Below are 19,143 nucleotides of genomic sequence, written 5' to 3' on the forward strand. Positions count from 1 at the left end.
CTGCGTTTTGCGCCCGAATCCATTGCACCCTCCTGATAAGAAGCCAGAAGGTGTAAACCTTATTCAGGACGAGACACGGACAAAAAAAAAGCCCGACCAAAAGGTCGGGCTCTTTATAAGTGAAGCAGCCGGATTAGACCAGCTTCTCCAGCTCGGGTACGGCTTCGAACAGATCCGCCACCAGGCCGTAATCGGCCACCTGGAAGATCGGCGCTTCTTCGTCCTTATTGATCGCAACGATCACTTTGGAGTCTTTCATGCCGGCCAGGTGCTGGATCGCGCCGGAGATACCGACCGCGATGTACAGCTGTGGCGCAACGATCTTGCCGGTCTGACCGACCTGCATGTCGTTCGGTACGAAACCTGCGTCGACCGCGGCGCGGGAAGCACCGACGGCAGCGCCCAGCTTGTCGGCCAGGGCGTACAGGTGTTTGAAGTTGTCGCCGTTCTGCATGCCGCGGCCGCCGGAAACGACGATCTTGGCAGCGGTCAGCTCAGGACGATCGGACTTGGCCAGCTCTTCGCTGACGAAGCTGGAAGTGCCAGCGTTGTGAGCAGCGGCAACCGATTCAACGGCAGCCGATCCACCTTCAGCGGCGACCGGGTCGAAACCGGTGGCACGCACGGTGATCACTTTGATCGCAGCGGTCGATTGCACGGTAGCGATGGCGTTACCGGCGTAGATCGGGCGCTTGAAGGTGTCAGCGCTTTCTACCGAGATGATCTCGGAGATCTGGTCAACGTCCAGCTGGGCAGCAACGCGCGGCAGGATGTTTTTGCCGTTGGAAGTAGCGGCAGCCAGGATGTGGCTGTAGCCAGCTCCCAGTTCGGCCACCAGCGGAGCAACGTTTTCCGGCAACTGATGCGCGTAAGCGGCAGTATCAGCATTCAGGACTTTGCTCACGCCCGCGATTTTCGCAGCGGCTTCAGCCACGGCGCCAGCGCCCTGGCCGGCAACCAGAACGTGGATGTCGCCGCCGATTTTGGCAGCGGCAGCCACGGTGTTCAGGGTGGCCGGAGCCAGCACCTTGTTGTCGTGTTCGGCGATTACCAAGATAGTCATGATCAGATTACCTTCGCTTCGTTTTTCAGTTTCTCGACCAGTTCAGCCACCGACTTGACCTTGATGCCCGCGCTGCGTGCAGCCGGCGCTTCGACTTTCAGGGTCTTGTTGGTGGAGGCGGTGGAAACGCCCAAAGCGTCCGGAGTCAGCGTCTCGAGAGGCTTCTTCTTGGCTTTCATGATGTTTGGCAGGGACGCGTAGCGCGGCTCGTTCAAACGCAGGTCGGTGGTGACGATCGCCGGCAGTTTCAGCGAAACGGTCTGCGCGCCGCCGTCGATTTCGCGGGTCACGGCAACGCTGTCGCCGGAGACTTCGACTTTCGAGGCGAAAGTGCCCTGACCGTAGCCGCTCAGTGCAGCGAGCATCTGGCCGGTCTGGTTGTTGTCGCTGTCGATGGCCTGTTTGCCCAGGATCACCAGCTGAGGCTGTTCCTTGTCGACCACGGCCTTGAGCAGCTTGGCCACGGCCAGGGAAGTCAGGTCTTCAGCGGATTCGACGAGGATGGCGCGGTCGGCACCCAGAGCCAGTGCGGTACGCAGCTGTTCCTGAGCGGTGGACGGGCCGATGGAGACGACGACGATTTCAGTCGCAACGCCTTTTTCTTTCAGGCGTACGGCTTCTTCCACTGCGATTTCGCAGAACGGGTTCATCGACATCTTGACGTTGGCGAGGTCTACGCCGGAATTGTCCGCCTTGACGCGAACCTTGACGTTGTAATCCACAACGCGTTTGACAGCTACAAGAACCTTCATGGATTCCTCGTTACTCTCCGGTGAAAAGAAAGTCGCCTAGGCGAACCTGGCGGTTGATGCTCATCGGGCACAAGGGCACCTCTAAAAACGCCGGCTGAGCGGGATGACCGTTCGTCAGTCGTGACCGACGAGTCATGCCGCTTCGCGGTGTGTAAACTGCGCGCCGAACCTGCGCTGCGCATCACCGGTTACCGCCTACGCCCTGTCTTTAGAGGTGCTCTTGAAACCACCATTCAGCCTACGGCGAGCGCAAAACCGCCCGTATCTTGACCGGAACGCCCATTCTGGTCAATACGCCAAAATGCCCTGTCATAAGCCGCGCTTCTTTGATTTCTCTGGGCTGGAGCCGATTCAAACAAACGTTTGTATTGGACGCTAAGAGTGGTGTAGATATAATGCGCCGCCTAGAGAGAAAGGTGGTTTGCCCATTATTACCCTTGACGTTAACGTAAAGGCAATAACGGATACGACACCGAACCTCCAAATTAGAAAAAAAACTGTTGAGCCTTGAGTAGGAGATAGCCTGTGGAACGCGAATACATGGAATTCGACGTGGTCATCGTCGGTGCCGGCCCCGCTGGCCTGTCCGCCGCCTGCCGTCTGAAGCAGAAGGCCGCCGAAGCCGGTAAGGAAATCAGCGTCTGCGTGGTCGAAAAAGGCTCCGAAGTCGGCGCACACATCCTGTCCGGTGCCGTATTCGAACCACGGGCCCTGAACGAACTGTTCCCGGACTGGAAAGAACTCGGCGCCCCGCTGAACACGCCCGTCACCCGCGATGACATCTTCGTGCTGAAAAACGCCGAAAGCGCGCAAAAAATCCCTGATTTCTTTGTGCCCAAGACCATGCACAACGAAGGCAACTACATTATTTCCCTCGGCAACCTGTGCCGCTGGCTCGCTCAGCAGGCCGAGAACCTGGGCGTGGAAATCTACCCGGGCTTCGCCGCTCAGGAAGCGCTGATCGATGAAAACGGCGTGGTACGCGGGATCATCACCGGCGACCTCGGTGTCGACCGCGAAGGTCATCCGAAAGAAGGCCTGTACACTCCGGGCATGGAACTGCGTGGCAAATACACGCTGTTCGCCGAAGGTTGCCGTGGCCATATCGGCAAGCAACTGATCAAGCGCTATAACCTGGACAGCGAAGCCGACGCCCAGCACTACGGCATCGGCCTGAAGGAAATCTGGGAAATCGACCCGGCCAAACACCAGCCAGGCCTGGTGGTCCACACCGCCGGTTGGCCGATGGACATCATGGGCACCGAGAACACCGGCGGCTCCTTCCTCTATCACTTGGAAAACAACCAGGTGGTGGTCGGTCTGATCGTCGATCTTTCCTACAGCAACACCTACCTGTCGCCGTTCGACGAATTCCAGCGCCTCAAGCATCACCCGGTGCTCAAGCAATATCTGGAAGGCGGCAAGCGCATCAGCTACGGCGCGCGCGCGATCTGCAAGGGTGGCCTGAACTCGCTGCCGAAAATGGTCTTCAAGGGCGGCGCGTTGATCGGTTGTGACCTTGGCACCCTGAACTTCGCCAAGATCAAGGGCAGCCACACCGCGATGAAGTCCGGCATGCTCGCCGCTGAATCCGTGGCTGACGCGCTGTTCGCAGAAAAGGACGGCACCGAAGAACTGACCACCTACGTCGACGCCTTCAAGAAGAGCTGGCTCTACGAGGAGCTGTTCGCCAGCCGCAACTTCGGCCCGGCGATCCACAAGTTCGGCGCCATCGTCGGCGGCGGTTTCAACTGGCTGGACCAGAACATCTTCGGCGGCAAACTGCCGTTCACCCTGCACGACACCAAGCCGGACTACGCCTGCCTCAAGCTCGCGGCCGACTGCAAGAAGATCGACTACCCGAAACCCGACGGCAAGATCAGCTTCGACAAGCTGAGCTCGGTGTTCATCTCCGGTACCAACCATGAAGAAGAACAACCGTGCCACCTGAAACTGACCGACCCGACCATCCCGCTGAGCAAGAACCTGCCGCTGTACGACGAACCTGCACAGCGCTATTGCCCGGCCGGTGTATATGAAGTGATCACCAAGGAAGACGGCGAGAAGCGCTTCCAGATCAACGCCCAGAACTGCGTGCACTGCAAGACCTGTGACATCAAGGACCCTTCGCAGAACATCACTTGGGTTGCGCCGGAAGGCGCCGGCGGTCCGACCTACCCGAACATGTAAGTCGATCCGCTGAACATCAAGGCTCCCTTTATGGGGGCCTTTTTGTTGCCCGCGATTTGTACAGGATCAAGCCGCGCGCTCATCCCCCGGACTGCGTTCGAAATAACGTTTGTACTCGCGGCTGAACTGCGACGTGCTCTGATACCCCACCCGATGCGCCACCTGCGCCACTCCCAGTCCTTCGGCGATCAACAACGTCTGCGCCTTCAACAAACGCAAACGCTTCAGATACTGCACCGGCGACAGCAACGTGCTGCGTTTGAAATGCTCATGAAAGGTCGACACGCTCATGTTCGCGCAACTGGCCAGCGTCTCGACGTTCAACGGTTCGGTGTAATGCGCATGCAGATGACTGATCGAAGCCGCGACCCGCGCGAACTGCCCCTGCTGCTCGACCAGCGCGCGCAGCACATCAGCCTGAGGTCCGCGCAACGCGACGAACAACAACTCCCGCACCCGCGCCGGGCCGAGAATCTGGCATTCCAGCGGATCGTGCAGACAACGTAGCAAGCGTTCGACACAACCACGCATGTCATCGTCGAGCACCACCGAGGTCATCGACTCCGGTGTCTGCGCCGGAATATGTCGCCCCGGCGCCAGCCCCATGGCCAGCACCAGTTCACCGAGCAGCACCCGGTCGATCGCCACCGACACGCCGAGCAACGGCGCGTCCAGCAACGCATAGGTTTCGCACTCGAACGGCACCGGCAAGGCCTGGATCAGGTAATGCCCGGCGCCGTACTCCATGGTGCGCGGCCCCAGATACGCCAGTTTGCTGCCCTGGGCGATGATCATCAGGCTCGGCTCATAAATGTGCGGGCCACGGGCGACGTCGCAACTGGCGCGCAACACCTGCACGCCCGGCAGCCCGGTCTGGCTGTAACCATCGCGCAGCGCCAGCGGTTCGATCAGCGAAACCAGGGTGGCGTTGGCATCAAGGTGACGGGTCAATTGCATCGGGTGGCTCTTCAAAAAAAATCACGAAAAAAGGGATGAAAGCATCATCGCAGATCCTTTTGCCAATGCGACCGATCAACCCCGCATGCCGGAGGATTAGGCATGACACCCGGAGGAATCGCCATGGCCGGACAAGCGTACGGCGCCCAGAATGCGCCGCCTCACTTGTCACTGCTTTTGCGAGGTTTCACATGTACACCGCCATCGGCTATGCCGCTCAAACGGCCACCACGCCCCTCGCCCCGATGAAGTTCGAACGCCGCAGCCCTCGGGCCGACGACGTCGCCATCGAAATCCTGTACTGCGGCGTCTGCCACTCCGACATCCACCAGGCGCGCAACGAATGGGGCATCGCCGTTTACCCGTTGATGCCCGGCCACGAGATCGTCGGAAAAGTCACCGCCGTTGGTGCGAATGTCACTAAACACAAGGTAGGCGATCTGGTTGGCGTCGGTTGCATGGTCGACTCCTGCCGCACCTGCGAAGCCTGCCAGTCGAACCTCGAGCAATACTGCCTCGAAGGCCCGACCATGACCTATGCCACCCCGGACCGGGTCGATGGAACAAACACCATGGGCGGTTATTCGGACAGCATCGTGGTCAGCGAACACTTCGTGGTGCGCATTCCCGAGAAGCTGAACCTGGCGGCCGCTGCACCGATTCTCTGCGCCGGCATCACCACCTACTCGCCGCTCAAGCACTACGGCGTGAAGGCCGGCGACAAGGTCGGGATTCTCGGCATGGGCGGCCTCGGCCACATGGGCATCAAGTTCGCCAAGGCCATGGGCGCCGAAGTGACGCTGTTCACCCGTTCGGCAAGCAAGGCCGAGGAAGGTCGTCGTCAGGGCGCCGATCACGTGATCGTCTCCACCGACGAAGAGCAGATGAAAGCCGCTGCCGGTCGTTTCGACTTCCTGCTCGACACGATTCCGGTGCAGCACGATCTGAATCCGTACCTCGACACCCTGCGCTTCGACGGTGTGCACATACTGGTGGGGCTGATCGAACCGATCGATCCGCCGGTCCACGCCGCCAAGTTGGTATTGGGTCGCCGGGTACTGGCCGGCTCGTTGATCGGTGGCGTTGCCGAAACCCAGGAAGTCCTGGATTTCTGCGCTGAGCACAACATCAGCTGCGACATCGAAATGCTCGACATCCGCCAGATCAACGAAGCCTACGCCCGCATGATCGCCGGTGATGTGAAGTATCGCTTCGTCATCGACATGGCGACTCTGAAGCTCTGATTCCTCAGACCTTCAAGCCAAGTTCTGCCGAGAGCCGGGCCGTGACCCCTTTGATCAGGGGAATCAGCTCGGCCATTTTTTCCAGCGGCATGTACGGCACGGTGCTGGCGATGCTGATCGCTGCGACGATGCGCTTGCTCGCGTCGCGGATCGGCGCCGCCACGCAGCGGATCGACGGTTCGTTGTCTTCCAGATCGAACGCGTAGCCGCCGGCCACGTACTCGGTCATCCGCTGCTCCATCTGCTCCCACGACTGCTGGGGATGCTGCGGCCAGAACTGACTTTTCCCACCCGCCGGCAGGCTGATGTCGTACAGGCGCTGCCAGTCCTGCGGCGCGTCATCCAGCATCAAGGCTTTGCCGATCCCGGTCCGCGCCAACGGCATGCGATGGCCGACCCGCGAACGCATTTCCGGACCGTTGCGCCCCGGATTCTTCAACAGGTACAGCACCTCGTCGCCTTCGCGAATCCCCAGGTGAACGGTGTCGCCGGTCAGCGCCGACAACTCGTCCAGATACGGCCCGGCCAGGGTCACCAGCGGCAATTCTTCACGCGCCTGAAAACCCAGTTCGATCAACTTCGGCCCCAGCAGATAACCGACTTGCGGCACGACGCGCAGGTAGCGCTCATCCACCAGACAACTGGCCAGACGATGGGTGGTGCTGCGCGTGGTACCGATCAGGCGGGCAATCTCTTTGAGATCACGGGCGCCACTGGCGACGGCCTGCACCACACCCAACCCGCGAAGCAGGGTCTGGGTGCCGGTCGGCGCGGCGTCCTTGGCGGTTTTTGGGGCGTCTTCCTGCATATCCAGCCTTTAGCGTTGAGCGAGGGAACGGGCGGCATTATGGTCGCCCGACATAGCCGACTACAACTTGATGCGCTCGACCTTGCCTACCAGCAGCACGTAGGACAAAGCACCGATCAATGCCAGAACCGCGATGTAGGTGATCGCCGGGGCGAACGAATCACCGCTGGCGAGGAAGCCGATGACAATCGGCGTGGCAATCGCCGACAGGTTGCCGATGAAGTTGAACACCCCGCCGGTCAAACCCAGCAATCGCGCCGGCGCCAGTGTCGAGACCAGCGACCAGGTAATCGACGCCAATCCGTTGCCGAAAAACGCCAGGGCCAAAAAGGCAATCACCAGCGGCGTCGATTCAACGAAGTTGGCGCCGATGATCGAGGTGGAGATCAACAGCCCGCCAATGATCGGCAACTTGCGCGCAAACCCGACGGTGCAGCCGCGACGGATCAGGAAGTCGGAAAAGAACCCGGAACACAGCACGCCGATGAACGCGGCGAGAAACGGCAGCGACGCCAGCAGACCGGACTTGATGAAGTCCATGCCGCGGTATTTCACCAGGTAGGTCGGGAACCACGTCAGGAAAAACCACAGCGTCGAGTTCAGGCAGAACTGGCCGAGGTAGATCCCCCACAGCTTGCGTTTGCTGAGGACAATGCCGAGATCGGTCCAGCTGAATTTCGCCTTCACCTCGGCGGTTTCGGCGGCGATGTCCACCAACCCGCCGCCCTCGCGGATCAGGTCGATTTCCGCTTCGTTGGCGCCTTTGAAATCACGCGGTTCGCGATACACCGCGTACCAGATCGCCGCCCAGATGATGCCCACCGCGCCGGTCGCGACAAATACCATGTGCCAGCCAAATTCATGTTGCAGCCACGCCAGCACCGGGGTCAGGAACGCCAGCCCGACAAACTGCCCGGAGGTGTAGAACCCGATGGCCGTGGCCCGCTCACGCTCGGGGAACCAGGTCGTCACCACGCGGCTGTTGATCGGATACGCCGGCGCTTCCAGCGCACCGACCGCCATGCGCAGTACGAACAGCGCGATGAAACTGGCGGCGAAACCGAGCATCACCGTGGCCAGCGACCACAGCAACAGTGCGACGCTATAAAGGATGCGCGGCGGCACCCGGTCCACCAGCCAGCCGCCGGGGATTTGCATGGCGGCGTAAGTCCAGCCGAAGGCCGAGAAGATCAGCCCGACGTGCACCGGATCGATGCCCAGATCCGTCGTCAGTGCAGGGGCGGCAATCGACAGGTTGCTGCGGTCGAGGTAGTTGATGACCACGGTGATGAACAGCAACACCATGATGAAAAATCGCTTGCGGCTGGGCGTGACTAACGTCGCTTGCCCGGTGAGGGTTTGCGGTGGCATGGGGAGCGCCTCTTCTTATGTTTATTGAGGTCGAGGGTTGTTGGCGAGATCGTTCCCACGCTCCGCGTGGGAATGCAGCCCGGGACGCTCTGCGTCCCAAGAGCGGACGCAGAGCGTCCATTGAGGCATTCCCACGCGGAGCGTGGGAACGATCGCTTAGAAGGAAATCAGCGACTCACCACTCGGCAAAACTGCCATCGGCATGACGCCAGATCGGGTTGCGCCAGCGGTGGCCGACCGCCGCGCGTTCGATCACGTATTCCTCGTTGATCTCGATCCCCAGGCCCGGGCCGTTGGGGATCTTCACGAAGCCTTTGTCGTAATCGAACACCCGTGGATCCTTCACATAGTCGAGCAGGTCATTGCTCTCGTTGTAATGGATGCCCAGGCTCTGCTCCTGGATAAACGCGTTGTAACAAGCGGCGTCCAGTTGCAGACACGCCGCCAGTGCAATCGGCCCCAGCGGGCAGTGCAGTGCCAGCGCCACGTCGTAGGCTTCGGCCATGTTGGCGATTTTGCGAGTCTCGGTGATGCCACCGGCGTGGGACGCATCCGGCTGGATGATGTCGACGTAACCTTCGCTCAACACACGTTTAAAGTCCCACCGCGAAAACAGCCGCTCGCCGAGGGCAATCGGGGTGCTGGTCAGCGGAGCCAGTTCCTTCAGCGCTTCATAGTTTTCGCTGAGCACCGGCTCTTCGATGAACATCAGTTTGTACGGGTCGAGTTCCTTCATCAGGACCTTGGCCATCGGTTTGTGCACCCGGCCATGGAAGTCGACACCGATGCCGACGTTCGGCCCCACCGCATCGCGCACGGCGGCAACGTTGGCCAGCGCCAGATCGACTTTTTCGAAGGTATCGAGAAACTGCAGCTCCTCGGTGCCGTTCATTTTCACCGCTGTAAAACCACGACCCACCGCTTCTTTCGCCGCCCGCGCAGTGTCCGCCGGACGGTCGCCGCCGATCCACGAATACACACGGATCTTGTCCCGCACCTGACCGCCGAGCAGATCGCTGACCGACACGCCCAGCGCCTTGCCCTTGATATCCCACAGCGCCTGATCGATGCCGGCCAGCGCGCTCATATGGATCGCGCCGCCCCGGTAGAAGCCGCCGCGGTACAGCACGGTCCAGATGTCTTCGATATTGCGTGGGTCTTTGCCGATCAGGTAGTCGGACAATTCCTCGACCGCTGCAGCAACCGTGTGGGCCCGGCCCTCGACCACGGGCTCGCCCCAACCGGTCACGCCCTCGTCGGTTTCGACTTTCAGGAAGCACCAGCGCGGCGGGACGATGAAGGTGGTGAGTTTGGTGATTTTCATCTGCTTGTCTCTCTTGTTAGATGCAGCGCACGCAGCGCCGGAAAAGTCTTAGCGAAGGGCTTTCCAGGCCGCCACGTAGGCCTTGGCATTGGCCGCCACTTGCTCAGTCGTCATGCCCGGCTTGAACAGCCCAGACCCGAGGCCGAAGCCTTTGACGCCGGCGTCGATGAACGCCTGCATGTTGTCCGGCGTGATGCCGCCGACCGGGGCCAGAATCGTCCCGACCGGCAACACCGCCAGCCAGGCTTTCACCACTGCCGGGCCCATCTGTTCGGCCGGGAACAGCTTGAGAATGTCCGCCCCCTCCTCCAGCGCCGCAAAGGCTTCGGTCGGCGTGGCGACGCCCGGCGACAGGTACAGCCCCGCCGCTTTCGCGGCCCGCAGCACCTTGGCATCGCTGTGGGGCATGACGATCACCTGGCCGCCGGCCTCTTTCACCCGTTCGACCTGTTCCGGGGTCAGCACCGTGCCGGCACCGATCAGGCAATCGGCAGGCAAGGTCTTACGCAGGATACGAATGCTTTCGTACGGCGCGGGGGAATTGAGCGGTACTTCGATGACGCGAAATCCGGCCGCGTACAGGACTTCTCCGACAGATGCGGCTTCCTGCGGATGCAGGCCGCGCAGGATCGCGATCAGACCGTTTTGCGCCAGTGCTTGCTTGAGCATGTCAGGCCTCCAGTCAGGGTTAACGGGATGAGGAATCGATCAGTCCGGCGGCGAGCGCCAGTTGCCACAGACCACGCTCGGTGGCTTGCTCGGCCAGGGTCACCTGGGCGAAACCGCAGGCGTCGAGGGCCCGGCTGTAACGGGCGCACAACTGCGCGTTGCCGATGAGGATGATCGAAGGAAGATGTTTGCTGTTGCGCCGGCGTCGTTGCACGGCGGCCAATGCTGTCAGCTCGTGGCCGATCAGCAGGCCGGACAGATAGTCCGGTTGCGCGGTGGCGCTGAGTTCGCCGGTCAGGCCCAGGCTGCGGGCGCTGAACAGGGTCGACAGCACGCCGATCTCGCCCTCCGCCGATAACGCCACCTGCACGCCGCGCTCGAAGGCATCGGCGTCGAACGTCGCGCTGTGCTGTTGGGTACGGCCGAGAATGCTGTGCTCGCTGAGCACGGCGAACACTTCGCCGGTCATGAAGGTGTCGAAGCGGGTGATGCAGCCATCGGCCACTTCCACCCATTTCGAATGACTGCCGGGCAGGCCGATCAGCAGATCATTGCCCGCCTCGACCGGCAGCTTCTGCAGGACGCCGAGGACCTGGGTTTCCTCGCCGCGCATCACGTTCGGCAGCGTCGAGCGCTGAATCACACCCGGCACGATGTGCACATCGACACCGCGAAGACTGCGTACGGTTTGCAGGGATTTTCCGAGATCGGCGACGTTGGCCGGCGTATCGCGGTAGGACGCTTCGCGCCAGCCCTGGGCGCTGCCAACCATGCCGCAGGCAATCACCGGCAAGCCGGGTTGCGCGTCGAGCCAGTCGCCGCACGCCTCGTCGAACGCCAGTTCAAAACCCTCGGCGCATTCGCGACCGTTGATGACCCGTGGCGTCTTCGGCAACTGCATGATCCCGAACGACAGCGAACGCTGCGCCAGCACCTGCCCGCCCGCCGCGAGTTTGTAAGCACGTAGTGAGGTCGTCCCCCAATCGAGCGCGATCAATTGCGCCAGCATCGCTTCACCTGTTTTGTTATTGGCAGTGAGTGAGCTGGACTATAGACCTCTCAGGCTGGAAATCTCAATATGTAATTTTGCATCCCATATTTTGGGATTCGAATTCCTAAAAAATCGGACAGCTCGCTGAGCAGCAATCGCAGCCCGTTTAAAATTTATCGATCTCTCTTAATAGATCTGCCGTTGGAACCTTCATGTCCTCCGACAAATATATTTTATAGGAGTAGGAATTAATTCTGACCTTACAGACAATAGACTCTCGGCCCACTAATAAAGACCTCAATGCCTCACCCGCAATGATTTTTTCACTGGTATCGTTTTTTCTTTCGAAAAATAAAACATCCGCTCTGAATATCGGCCCGGCACTTGAAATTTCAGGCTCGATAAAACCCTCTCCATATCTACCCGCAGAGTGAGGTGCCGAAAAATCAAAATCGCCCTCAAAAGAGCACAGCAGCGTCTGGCTTATTCTTGATTTGAAAAGATTGACAACATCAACATCGGACGAGAAACGCACCTGATAAATGCCCCTATCCAAATAACGTTCAACACCAACGTATTGTAAATGAGCAATGGGCTTATCATGATTCATCGCACAGGAAGTGCAAAGCAAGAAAGCCATGCATAAAATTATATTACGCACATTTCCGTCCTTTAAAATGAGTAACAACAACCTGCATCAAAGCGTCTCTGGCCGATATCCCACTTTGCAGGGCTGATGTGTAGATAACCCAGGCATCGGCGTGATTCACATTCACTCGACCGTTCATATTGGGCCCATTTTTCATATCCCATTGCTCTCCAAAATCGGCTACGAGATCGGAAAAATTCCAGTCTTTGGCATCGGCTCTGACGTTAACCCAATATTCCGCCTTCGGCTTCGGCTCTTGACGGTAGATGTTAGAAACCCCCCACACGATTTTTCCTTCGCCAACCGGATCGAGTGTAACCAGACACGGAATTCGATACCCCTTATCAGTCAATACAGCTGACAGGTGCGCACCATTCCATCCGCCCAAGCTATGCCCAATGATATATACAGGCGTGGTCACATCAGTAATTTTCTCCAACACATTCTTTTTCAGATCATCATCACTAATAAAATAGTTATAACCAATATGGTGGGCGTCATAATTATCAGAACAAATACCCTCAGCCTCCATATCCCTGAAAAACACCTTCATGACGTCAGCAACGTTATTATTGGGGCCTGTGCCGTAATAACTTTCTTTATCACCCGCACCACCCACAAAAAACAGAACAATCTTTTTGGGAGTGATCGTGGCCTGCTTGACTGTTCCGTCCGTTTTGCAGGTCAGATCGTGGGTCACGACCAGTCTTTTACACCCTTTCAGAGCAGGATTTTCAGCGGTCATATATTCCTACTCCACGAACAGCTTGATCGACTCAGGCAAATGCGAACTCACCGTATGGGTGAAGCCCGCGTCATTGGTTACGCCGTGCTCCACGCTCCCATCAGCGCGTTGAATCGCGTAAGGGTGATTTGGCATAGGCTCACCAGTAATTTCGTTAATCACCTGCATCCGATCATTGAAATGCACCGGCATCGGCAGCAACCCACTAAACGCAGCCCCTCCCCCGCTCTGGCCAATAATCACCGTCCCCGACCCACCGACCACGACATTGCCATGTCCACCGGTGCTGTCGAGCATCGCCGCATTCAGGCCGTTGATGAAGACCGTGGCGGAAACACCGCCGGTAATCGGGCTGCCGCACGCCGATTTATCGGTCATGCGCGCAGCGGGGAGTCCGTCGAAGAACACGTCCGGCGAACCAGAGACGATCGGGTTGTTGCCGTGGCCCGGCAGTGGGCAGGCGGTTGGGTCGGTGACGCGTGCAGCGGGTTTACCACTCAATTCAAAGCTCCTTGCTTCAGAGGTTTCGGATGAGGCTGATAGAGGTCGACGTCGGTCGCGGCGAAACGCCAGCGGTTGTCGACCGAATCAAACAGCGCGTGACAATGCTCGCGGCTGTTCGGGGGGGTGAGGGTTTGCAGTTGTTGCCAGGCTTCGTCGGCAAACCAGTTCAACTCGGCAGTTGTGGCGTCATCGAGTTGGTTGAGCCAGGTGTTGTAGCCGGTCAGTCGATGCTGGTCGTAGGTGGTTTGCAGCAGCTCGGCCATTTGCGGGCCGAAATCCAGATAGCGCTCGGCTGTCCAGCGGCCGGTTTCCGAATAGACATACCAGCCCATCGGCGACAGCACGCCTTGGTGGAAAATCGATTGCCCCGCAGGCGCGACAAAACCGCAGCATACGTGCAGGGTCAGCCAGCCTTGATGGGCATCGATGAATCCGTTCGGATCGAACGTGCGCAGCGGTATCACCCGGTAGTTTTCGTAGCCCGCACTGCGTGTCATCAGCTCGGCATCGAGGCGCGAGACAAACGCACGGATGGCTGTGCCCCCCAAGCGGTTGACGGTGCAGAGGATGTCCACCGGTTGGCGGTTCGGGTTGTCGCTTGAGCCGAGGTTTTTGATCAGGCCATACAGGCGGATCGACGCCCGTAGTCCGCTCATCGCCGGTCACTCGTTGACGCAGCGAAGGCTCCACGGGCGTGGAGAAAGAGTGCCAGAGGCATTGCAGGTGTCGTCCGTGAGCGCGCAAAAATGGCGCGTAGAATGCCGGACCAGAGCGGTTTGGACAATCGAATCAGCAATCAGATTGCCACTATTTGTTCAGCCCTCGGCAAACTCGCGCAATACCTTGCCATCCATGCGGTAACGCACCCACTCTTCCTGCGGCTGGGCGCCGAGGGATTTGTAGAATTCGATGGCCGGGGTGTTCCAGTCCAGCACGCTCCATTCGAAGCGGCCGCAGTCGTTGGCGCAGGCGATTTTCGCGAGGTGGCGCAGCAGGGTTTTGCCGGCGCCACCGCCCCGTTGTTCCGGGGTGATGTAGAGGTCTTCGAGGTACAGGCAGTTGCTGCCCAGCCAGGTCGAATAGCTGAAGAAGAACACCGCAAAACCGATTGGCAAGCCGTCGCGCAGGCAAATCAGGCCATGGGCCGTGGCGCCTTCGCTGAACAGGCTGCGCTCGATGTCGGCGACGCTGGCGATGACTTCGTGACGGGCCTTTTCGAAGTCTGCAAGTTCAGTGATGAACGCGAGGATTTGCGGTGCATCGCTGGGGGTCGCCGGGCGGATTTCGATCGTCATGGACGGGCCTTGTCGGAAAAAGGAAAACGCCATACTAAGGCGGCGCGCGGCGCTCGTCACATGGCAAAGCAAACACTACCCTCCCACAGGGATTTCTGACTGGTCTGAAGGATATTCATGAACGCATTCGAACCACTGGCCTCACTCGCCGGCGAACTGCTGCCCCACGCGCTGGAACCGTCGGAAGACGGCGCTCATGATCTGTCGCATCTGCAACGGGTCTGGCACAACGCGCGCACCTTGCAGGCCGACGAAGGCGGCGACCTTGAAGTGCTGCTCGCGGCCGTGCTGCTGCACGATTGTGTGGCGGTGGAAAAGAACTCGCCGCTGCGCTCACAGGCATCGCGTCTGGCAGCGGAAAAAGCCTCGAAGGTGCTGGCGGACATGCATTGGCCCGAAGCCAAAATCCACGCCGTCACCCACGCCATCGAGGCCCACAGCTTTTCCGCCAACATCACCCCGCTTACCCTCGAAGCGCGACTGATGCACGACGCCGACCGTCTCGATTCCCTCGGCATGCTCGGCGTCGCCCGCACCTTTTACACCGCCGGACGCATGGGCAGCGCGCTGTACGACCCGCAAGATCCCGAGGCCCGGGAAAGGGACTACGACGACAAGAGATTCTGCCTCGACCATTTCCAGACCAAACTGCTGCACCTTGCCGACGGTTTCCACACCGCTGCCGGCCAACGTCTGGCACAGCTCCGTCATCAACGCCTGAAAGGTTTCATGGAGCAATTCAAGGAAGAGATCGGCCTCGAAAGCACTCAGCCCTTCTGAACCGTTCGTCGATCATCAGGCACCAATCTTTCACGAGGACAGACCAAAAGGAGGTAAGGATTTCAATCACTGGAGACACTCTATGATCTCGTCAAGGTTGACTGCGCTCGTATTCGCTACCCTCCTCAGCCCGGCGGTATTCGCCGCCTCGACTACCGCTGCCGGTACCGGGCCGACCGATCCGGTTACCCAGCCAAGAGCCCCCGCCATCAACAGTGCCCCCGGTATGAATACCGACGGTTCGGGTGTACCGCTGATCAATCAGCCACCCGCGACGGGAACCGATCCTCGCACCCAGGGCAGCGATCCCGGTCGCCAGGGCGGCATGAACACCCCCGACGCTCCGGCCGCCCCCGACAACGCCGGTCCCGGCGTCGGCTCGAAAACCACCACGGGTGGTTCGGGCTCTGAAGGCGCAGGACAGTGATCCGTGCTTCATCCACGCAACGTGTCTTATCCACTTCCCTGAAGAGGTAACCATGAACGTCGATAAAAACCTGGAAAAAGAAGTCCTCACCCGCCTGTTGCATGCCCACCCGAGCGGCCTCGGCAAAGAGGTTCTGGACAATTATCGCGGCGAGAAAGTCGTGGCCAGTGCCCTCGCCGCCCTGCAGGAGCGTGGACTGATTCACCACGGACACATCACTTGCAATGAAGCGGGAGAGCATTCGCTGAATCTGCCGATCAAGCTCAGCGCTGCGGGTGTGGAAGCGGCGCGTAAACTCGATACCTGACGCTTGCGGTCACTGGCGCAGGCAGTGGTTGAATGCGCCGCCTGCGCCAGACCTCATGCAGAGATTCATCCAGCCACCAGGAGACTCGCCATGCCTCGTGGAAGCAAAGCCAAATACACTGAAGAACAGAAGCGCAAAGCCGAACACATCGAAGACAGCTATCAGAACAAAGGGATGTCCAAGGACGAAGCCGAGGCCCGCGCTTGGGCGACAGTGAACAAACAGTCCGGCGGCGGCGAGAAGGCCGGAGGTTCCGGGCGTCGGAAACCGGCCAGCGCCAAGGCCGAGGATCGCAAGGAATCAGCGCGGCGCGCGGCGGTGAGTCGTGAGGGACATTCGCGCGACAGCAAGGCTTCACGCGAAGTGCAGACGGTCGACAGCCTGCGCAAGGAGGCCCGGGAGCGGAAAATCCCCGGGCGTTCGTCGATGCGTAAAGATGAGTTGATTGCGGCGTTGCGCAGAGCCGGCTAGGTCCAGACTGGATGTAACGGCTGAAGGCCTTATCGCTGGCAAGCCAGCTCCCACAGAAATCAAAGGGCTCGCAAAAACTGCGCCCCCTACTGAAACCTGTGGGAGCTGGCTTGCCAGCGAGTGCGATCGTTCAGTCAGTGCATTTTTTGCTGATCAGCAAATCAACCTCGGCAGTGCCAGGAGCGGTCGCCGGGCCCCAGCGAGTGACCGCTAACGCAGCCGCAGCGTTGGCGCGCCTTGCGGCTTCGTGAGCGGCCAGTCCTTGCGCCAGCCCGGCGACGAATACGCCGGCATGCGCATCGCCCGCGCCGTTGCTGTCAACTGCCTGCACCTTGAAACCCGGCACATGCTGACGCTCGCCGCGCTGATGAATCCAGCAACCTTGCGGACCGTCGCGCACGACCATCAGCACTTTCTGTGGCAGGTGCACGGCCAAGCGGTCCAACGCGGTTTCGATGTCAGCCGCGCCCGTGAAACGCAGCGCCTCGACGCTGTTGCTGGTCCACACATCGATGCGCGGCAGCAACGCCTGCATCATCGGTGAGTCCGGCGATTCCACCAGCGGGCCCGGATCGAACACCACATTGATCGTCTTCGGCAGCGCCAGCGTCCAGTCCAGCAACGCCTGGGCCTTGCCGCTGTGCAGCAGGCTGTAGCCGCTGACGTAGACGTAGTCCCCCGCCTCGGCGGCAACGCTGTTCAGTTCCGCCGCCGTGACTTCACCTTCGGCGCCGATGTAGGAAATGAAGCTGCGTTCCGCCGACGCATCGGTCAGCGCCACGCAGATGCCGGTGTCGCGTTCTGCAGGCTGTTCGATGCCGATACGGATGCCTTCGGCATTCATCGCCTGCCGCGCCAGATCACCGAAACGACCATTGCCGTGGCGACCCAGATAGACCACCGGCAAGCCGTTGCGCGCGGCGGCAGCCATCACATTGAAGCCGCCGCCGGCTTCGAAACTGGCGGACTGCGCCAGCACGTCGCCGCCGATCTGCGGCAGCGCATCCACGGCCATGACCAGGTCGATGATGACCTGGCCGGTGTGCAACATCTTAGGCATGAGCATTCTCGGATTGCGCAGCGCGGCGATCTCTTGCCCCGCCGAGTACAAAGTAAATGCCGCCGGCGACCACGAACGTCACGATCCAACCGAGGCCGTTGTGGCCCAGCCAGGAGTCGGATAGGAAACCCTTGAACCAGACATTTTCAGCCGTGGTGCCGATGGTGGTGAAACTGAAGCCCAGCACGATGGCGATCGCCCACGCGCCGAATGCGCGCCACTCGATGCCGCCGCTGTACCAGTAGGCGCTGCTCGGGCTGACGTCGAGCAGGTCTTTCGGGCTGTAGTAGTGACGGTGAATCAGGTCGACCACGAAGATCCCGACCCACGCAGTGATCGGCACCGCCAGCAGGGAAATGAAGGTAATGAACGGGCCGTAGAAACTGTCGGCGATCAGCATGAAGTAGATCGAACCGGCGAAGATCGCCACGATGTCGACCACCACCGCGTACACGCGCTTGACCTTCAGGCCGAGGGTCAGCGTGGTCAAACCGGCGGAGTACACCGACAGGTTGTTCGACAACAGCAGACCGCCGAACGCGGTGATCAGATACGGCACGGCCATCCAGGTCGGCAGCATGTCGCGGATCGCCACGATCGGATCAGTCGCCGATGCCAGGTCGTTGTTGCCCACCGAGAGCAGGCCGCCGAGGGTGATCAGCAGCACCAGCGGAATCCCCGCGCCGAACGCCGCCGAAGCCACCAGGCGCACGGCTTTGACGCTGCGATGCTGATAGCGCGACATGTCGGCGCCGGCATTCGCCCAGCCGATCCCGGTGCCGGCGGCCATGGTGCCGATGCCGATGATCATCGCGCTGATCGGCGCCGGCGTGGCGTTGAACACCGCGCTCCAGTCGATGGTCGCGCAGAGGAAGCCGCCCACCAGAATGTTCAGCGCACCGAACACGTAGGTGGCCCACTTCTGGATCACCAGCAACGTGGCGTGGCCGAGGCCGGATACCGACAGGGTCAGCAGCACGAAAATCGCGATGAAGATCAGGGTCAGCACCGGCGCGCTTTTGGCTTCCACCGGCGAGCCGAACAGGATAGAGCAAAGCGACAGCAGCACGAACGCGGCGGTGGTGGTGTTGACGGTTTCCCAGCCCAGGCGCGACATCAGCGACACCAGCGTCGGGCCGATATTGCCGCGTACACCGAAGATTGCCCGCGACAAAGTCAGACTCGGCGCACGACCGCGACGGCCAGCAATCGAGATGATCCCCACCACCGCGAACGAACCGGCAGCGCCGAGGATCGCGACGATGATCGCCTGCCAGATCGCCAGGCCGCGAAACGCAACCAGCGTGGCGCCCAGCGGCAGGCCGAGGATGGAAATGTTGGCAGCAAACCAGACCCAGAACAGTTGCAGCGGATGGCCGTTGCACTCACCTTCCGGCACCGGTTCGATGCCCCGGGTTTCCAGTTGCCCGGCGCTTTGTCCGGCGGTCGATGAACTCATGAGAAATGCTCCTGTTTGCCTTTATTGTGATTGTGGCAATGACGCAGAACGAAAAGACATCCCGCCCTTCCTGGGCC

At 60.2% G+C, this 19,143-nt stretch carries 21 protein-coding genes; 6 read left to right on the plus strand and 15 right to left on the minus strand.

The features are described from left to right. Positions 1-133 precede the first annotated feature (133 nt). Together AC07Y2_RS22830 and AC07Y2_RS22835 are read right to left on the minus strand one after the other, a co-directional pair. Positions 134-1,063, minus strand: coding sequence for an electron transfer flavoprotein subunit alpha/FixB family protein (locus AC07Y2_RS22830; RefSeq protein WP_039770619.1), 930 nt, complete (start codon positions 1,061-1,063; stop codon positions 134-136). 2 nt (positions 1,064-1,065) lie between these two features. Continuing rightward, complete coding sequence (locus tag AC07Y2_RS22835) at positions 1,066-1,815, minus strand: electron transfer flavoprotein subunit beta/FixA family protein (protein ID WP_007950859.1); 750 nt, start codon at positions 1,813-1,815, stop codon at positions 1,066-1,068. A gap of 525 nt (positions 1,816-2,340) precedes the next feature. Here AC07Y2_RS22835 and AC07Y2_RS22840 point away from each other — a divergent pair. Next, positions 2,341-4,005 (plus strand): electron transfer flavoprotein-ubiquinone oxidoreductase, encoded by a 1,665-nt coding sequence (locus AC07Y2_RS22840; RefSeq protein ID WP_039770620.1) that lies wholly within the window; start codon positions 2,341-2,343, stop codon positions 4,003-4,005. A gap of 66 nt (positions 4,006-4,071) precedes the next feature. Here the strand turns inward: AC07Y2_RS22840 and AC07Y2_RS22845 are convergent, their stop codons facing one another. Further along, the gene (locus AC07Y2_RS22845) at positions 4,072-4,962 is read right to left on the minus strand and encodes an AraC family transcriptional regulator (protein ID WP_103386980.1); all 891 of its coding nucleotides are present in this window, start codon (positions 4,960-4,962) and stop codon (positions 4,072-4,074) included. Positions 4,963-5,153: 191 nt separating this feature from the next. Here AC07Y2_RS22845 and AC07Y2_RS22850 point away from each other — a divergent pair, with 191 nt between their 5' ends. Beyond that, positions 5,154-6,206, plus strand: a complete 1,053-nt coding sequence (locus AC07Y2_RS22850; protein ID WP_039770621.1) for an NAD(P)-dependent alcohol dehydrogenase — start codon at positions 5,154-5,156, stop codon at positions 6,204-6,206. Positions 6,207-6,210: 4 nt separating this feature from the next. Here the strand turns inward: AC07Y2_RS22850 and AC07Y2_RS22855 are convergent, their stop codons facing one another. The 10 genes from AC07Y2_RS22855 to AC07Y2_RS22900 form a co-directional block, all read right to left on the minus strand. After that, entirely contained in the window at positions 6,211-7,014 is an 804-nt protein-coding gene (locus tag AC07Y2_RS22855) for an IclR family transcriptional regulator (protein WP_039770626.1), read from the minus strand. Positions 7,015-7,074: 60 nt separating this feature from the next. Further along, positions 7,075-8,385: an MFS transporter gene (locus AC07Y2_RS22860; protein WP_039770627.1), complete on the minus strand. Its 1,311-nt coding sequence runs from the start codon at positions 8,383-8,385 to the stop codon at positions 7,075-7,077. Between the two features lie 175 nt (positions 8,386-8,560). Further along, a complete protein-coding gene (gene dgoD, locus AC07Y2_RS22865) occupies positions 8,561-9,709 on the minus strand; it encodes a galactonate dehydratase (RefSeq protein WP_007950849.1) in 1,149 nt (382 codons plus the stop codon). A gap of 48 nt (positions 9,710-9,757) precedes the next feature. Next, a complete protein-coding gene (locus AC07Y2_RS22870; protein WP_103386981.1) occupies positions 9,758-10,378 on the minus strand; it encodes a 2-dehydro-3-deoxy-6-phosphogalactonate aldolase in 621 nt (206 codons plus the stop codon). A 19-nt stretch (positions 10,379-10,397) separates the two neighbouring features. Beyond that, entirely contained in the window at positions 10,398-11,387 is a 990-nt protein-coding gene (locus tag AC07Y2_RS22875) for a 2-dehydro-3-deoxygalactonokinase (protein WP_103386982.1), read from the minus strand. A 148-nt stretch (positions 11,388-11,535) separates the two neighbouring features. Continuing rightward, complete coding sequence (locus AC07Y2_RS22880) at positions 11,536-12,030, minus strand: hypothetical protein (protein ID WP_146040494.1); 495 nt, start codon at positions 12,028-12,030, stop codon at positions 11,536-11,538. After that, positions 12,023-12,763, minus strand: a complete 741-nt coding sequence (locus AC07Y2_RS22885) for an alpha/beta hydrolase family protein (RefSeq protein ID WP_074688081.1) — start codon at positions 12,761-12,763, stop codon at positions 12,023-12,025. Before AC07Y2_RS22885 ends, AC07Y2_RS22880 begins: the two co-directional genes overlap by 8 nt. 6 nt (positions 12,764-12,769) lie before the next feature. Further along, complete coding sequence (locus AC07Y2_RS22890) at positions 12,770-13,264, minus strand: PAAR domain-containing protein (RefSeq protein WP_074688083.1); 495 nt, start codon at positions 13,262-13,264, stop codon at positions 12,770-12,772. Continuing rightward, the gene (locus AC07Y2_RS22895) at positions 13,261-13,923 is read right to left on the minus strand and encodes a hypothetical protein (protein WP_074688085.1); all 663 of its coding nucleotides are present in this window, start codon (positions 13,921-13,923) and stop codon (positions 13,261-13,263) included. Before AC07Y2_RS22895 ends, AC07Y2_RS22890 begins: the two co-directional genes overlap by 4 nt. A gap of 159 nt (positions 13,924-14,082) precedes the next feature. Continuing rightward, entirely contained in the window at positions 14,083-14,562 is a 480-nt protein-coding gene (locus AC07Y2_RS22900; RefSeq protein ID WP_041475599.1) for a GNAT family N-acetyltransferase, read from the minus strand. A 117-nt stretch (positions 14,563-14,679) separates the two neighbouring features. Here AC07Y2_RS22900 and AC07Y2_RS22905 point away from each other — a divergent pair, with 117 nt between their 5' ends. The 4 genes from AC07Y2_RS22905 to AC07Y2_RS22920 all read left to right on the plus strand — a co-directional run bounded on the left by AC07Y2_RS22905 (position 14,680) and on the right by AC07Y2_RS22920 (position 16,547). Next, entirely contained in the window at positions 14,680-15,342 is a 663-nt protein-coding gene (locus AC07Y2_RS22905; protein WP_103386984.1) for an HD domain-containing protein, read from the plus strand. An 82-nt stretch (positions 15,343-15,424) separates the two neighbouring features. After that, on the plus strand, positions 15,425-15,769 hold the full coding sequence (locus AC07Y2_RS22910; RefSeq protein ID WP_039770633.1) for a hypothetical protein: 345 nt from the start codon (positions 15,425-15,427) through the stop codon (positions 15,767-15,769). Positions 15,770-15,821: 52 nt separating this feature from the next. Beyond that, positions 15,822-16,076 (plus strand): hypothetical protein, encoded by a 255-nt coding sequence (locus AC07Y2_RS22915; RefSeq protein ID WP_011335416.1) that lies wholly within the window; start codon positions 15,822-15,824, stop codon positions 16,074-16,076. Between the two features lie 90 nt (positions 16,077-16,166). Continuing rightward, positions 16,167-16,547 (plus strand): Rho termination factor N-terminal domain-containing protein, encoded by a 381-nt coding sequence (locus tag AC07Y2_RS22920; RefSeq protein WP_074688089.1) that lies wholly within the window; start codon positions 16,167-16,169, stop codon positions 16,545-16,547. A gap of 130 nt (positions 16,548-16,677) precedes the next feature. Here AC07Y2_RS22920 and AC07Y2_RS22925 read toward each other — a convergent pair whose 3' ends face one another. Both AC07Y2_RS22925 and AC07Y2_RS22930 read right to left on the minus strand, forming a co-directional pair. After that, entirely contained in the window at positions 16,678-17,607 is a 930-nt protein-coding gene (locus AC07Y2_RS22925) for a PfkB family carbohydrate kinase (RefSeq protein ID WP_039770635.1), read from the minus strand. Next, complete coding sequence (locus tag AC07Y2_RS22930) at positions 17,600-19,066, minus strand: purine-cytosine permease family protein (RefSeq protein ID WP_074688091.1); 1,467 nt, start codon at positions 19,064-19,066, stop codon at positions 17,600-17,602. The genes AC07Y2_RS22925 and AC07Y2_RS22930 overlap by 8 nt, the downstream gene beginning before the upstream one ends. Between the last annotated feature and the right edge of the window lie 77 nt (positions 19,067-19,143).

This window comes from Pseudomonas sp. GW456-12-1-14-TSB6 (genome assembly GCF_059424205.1).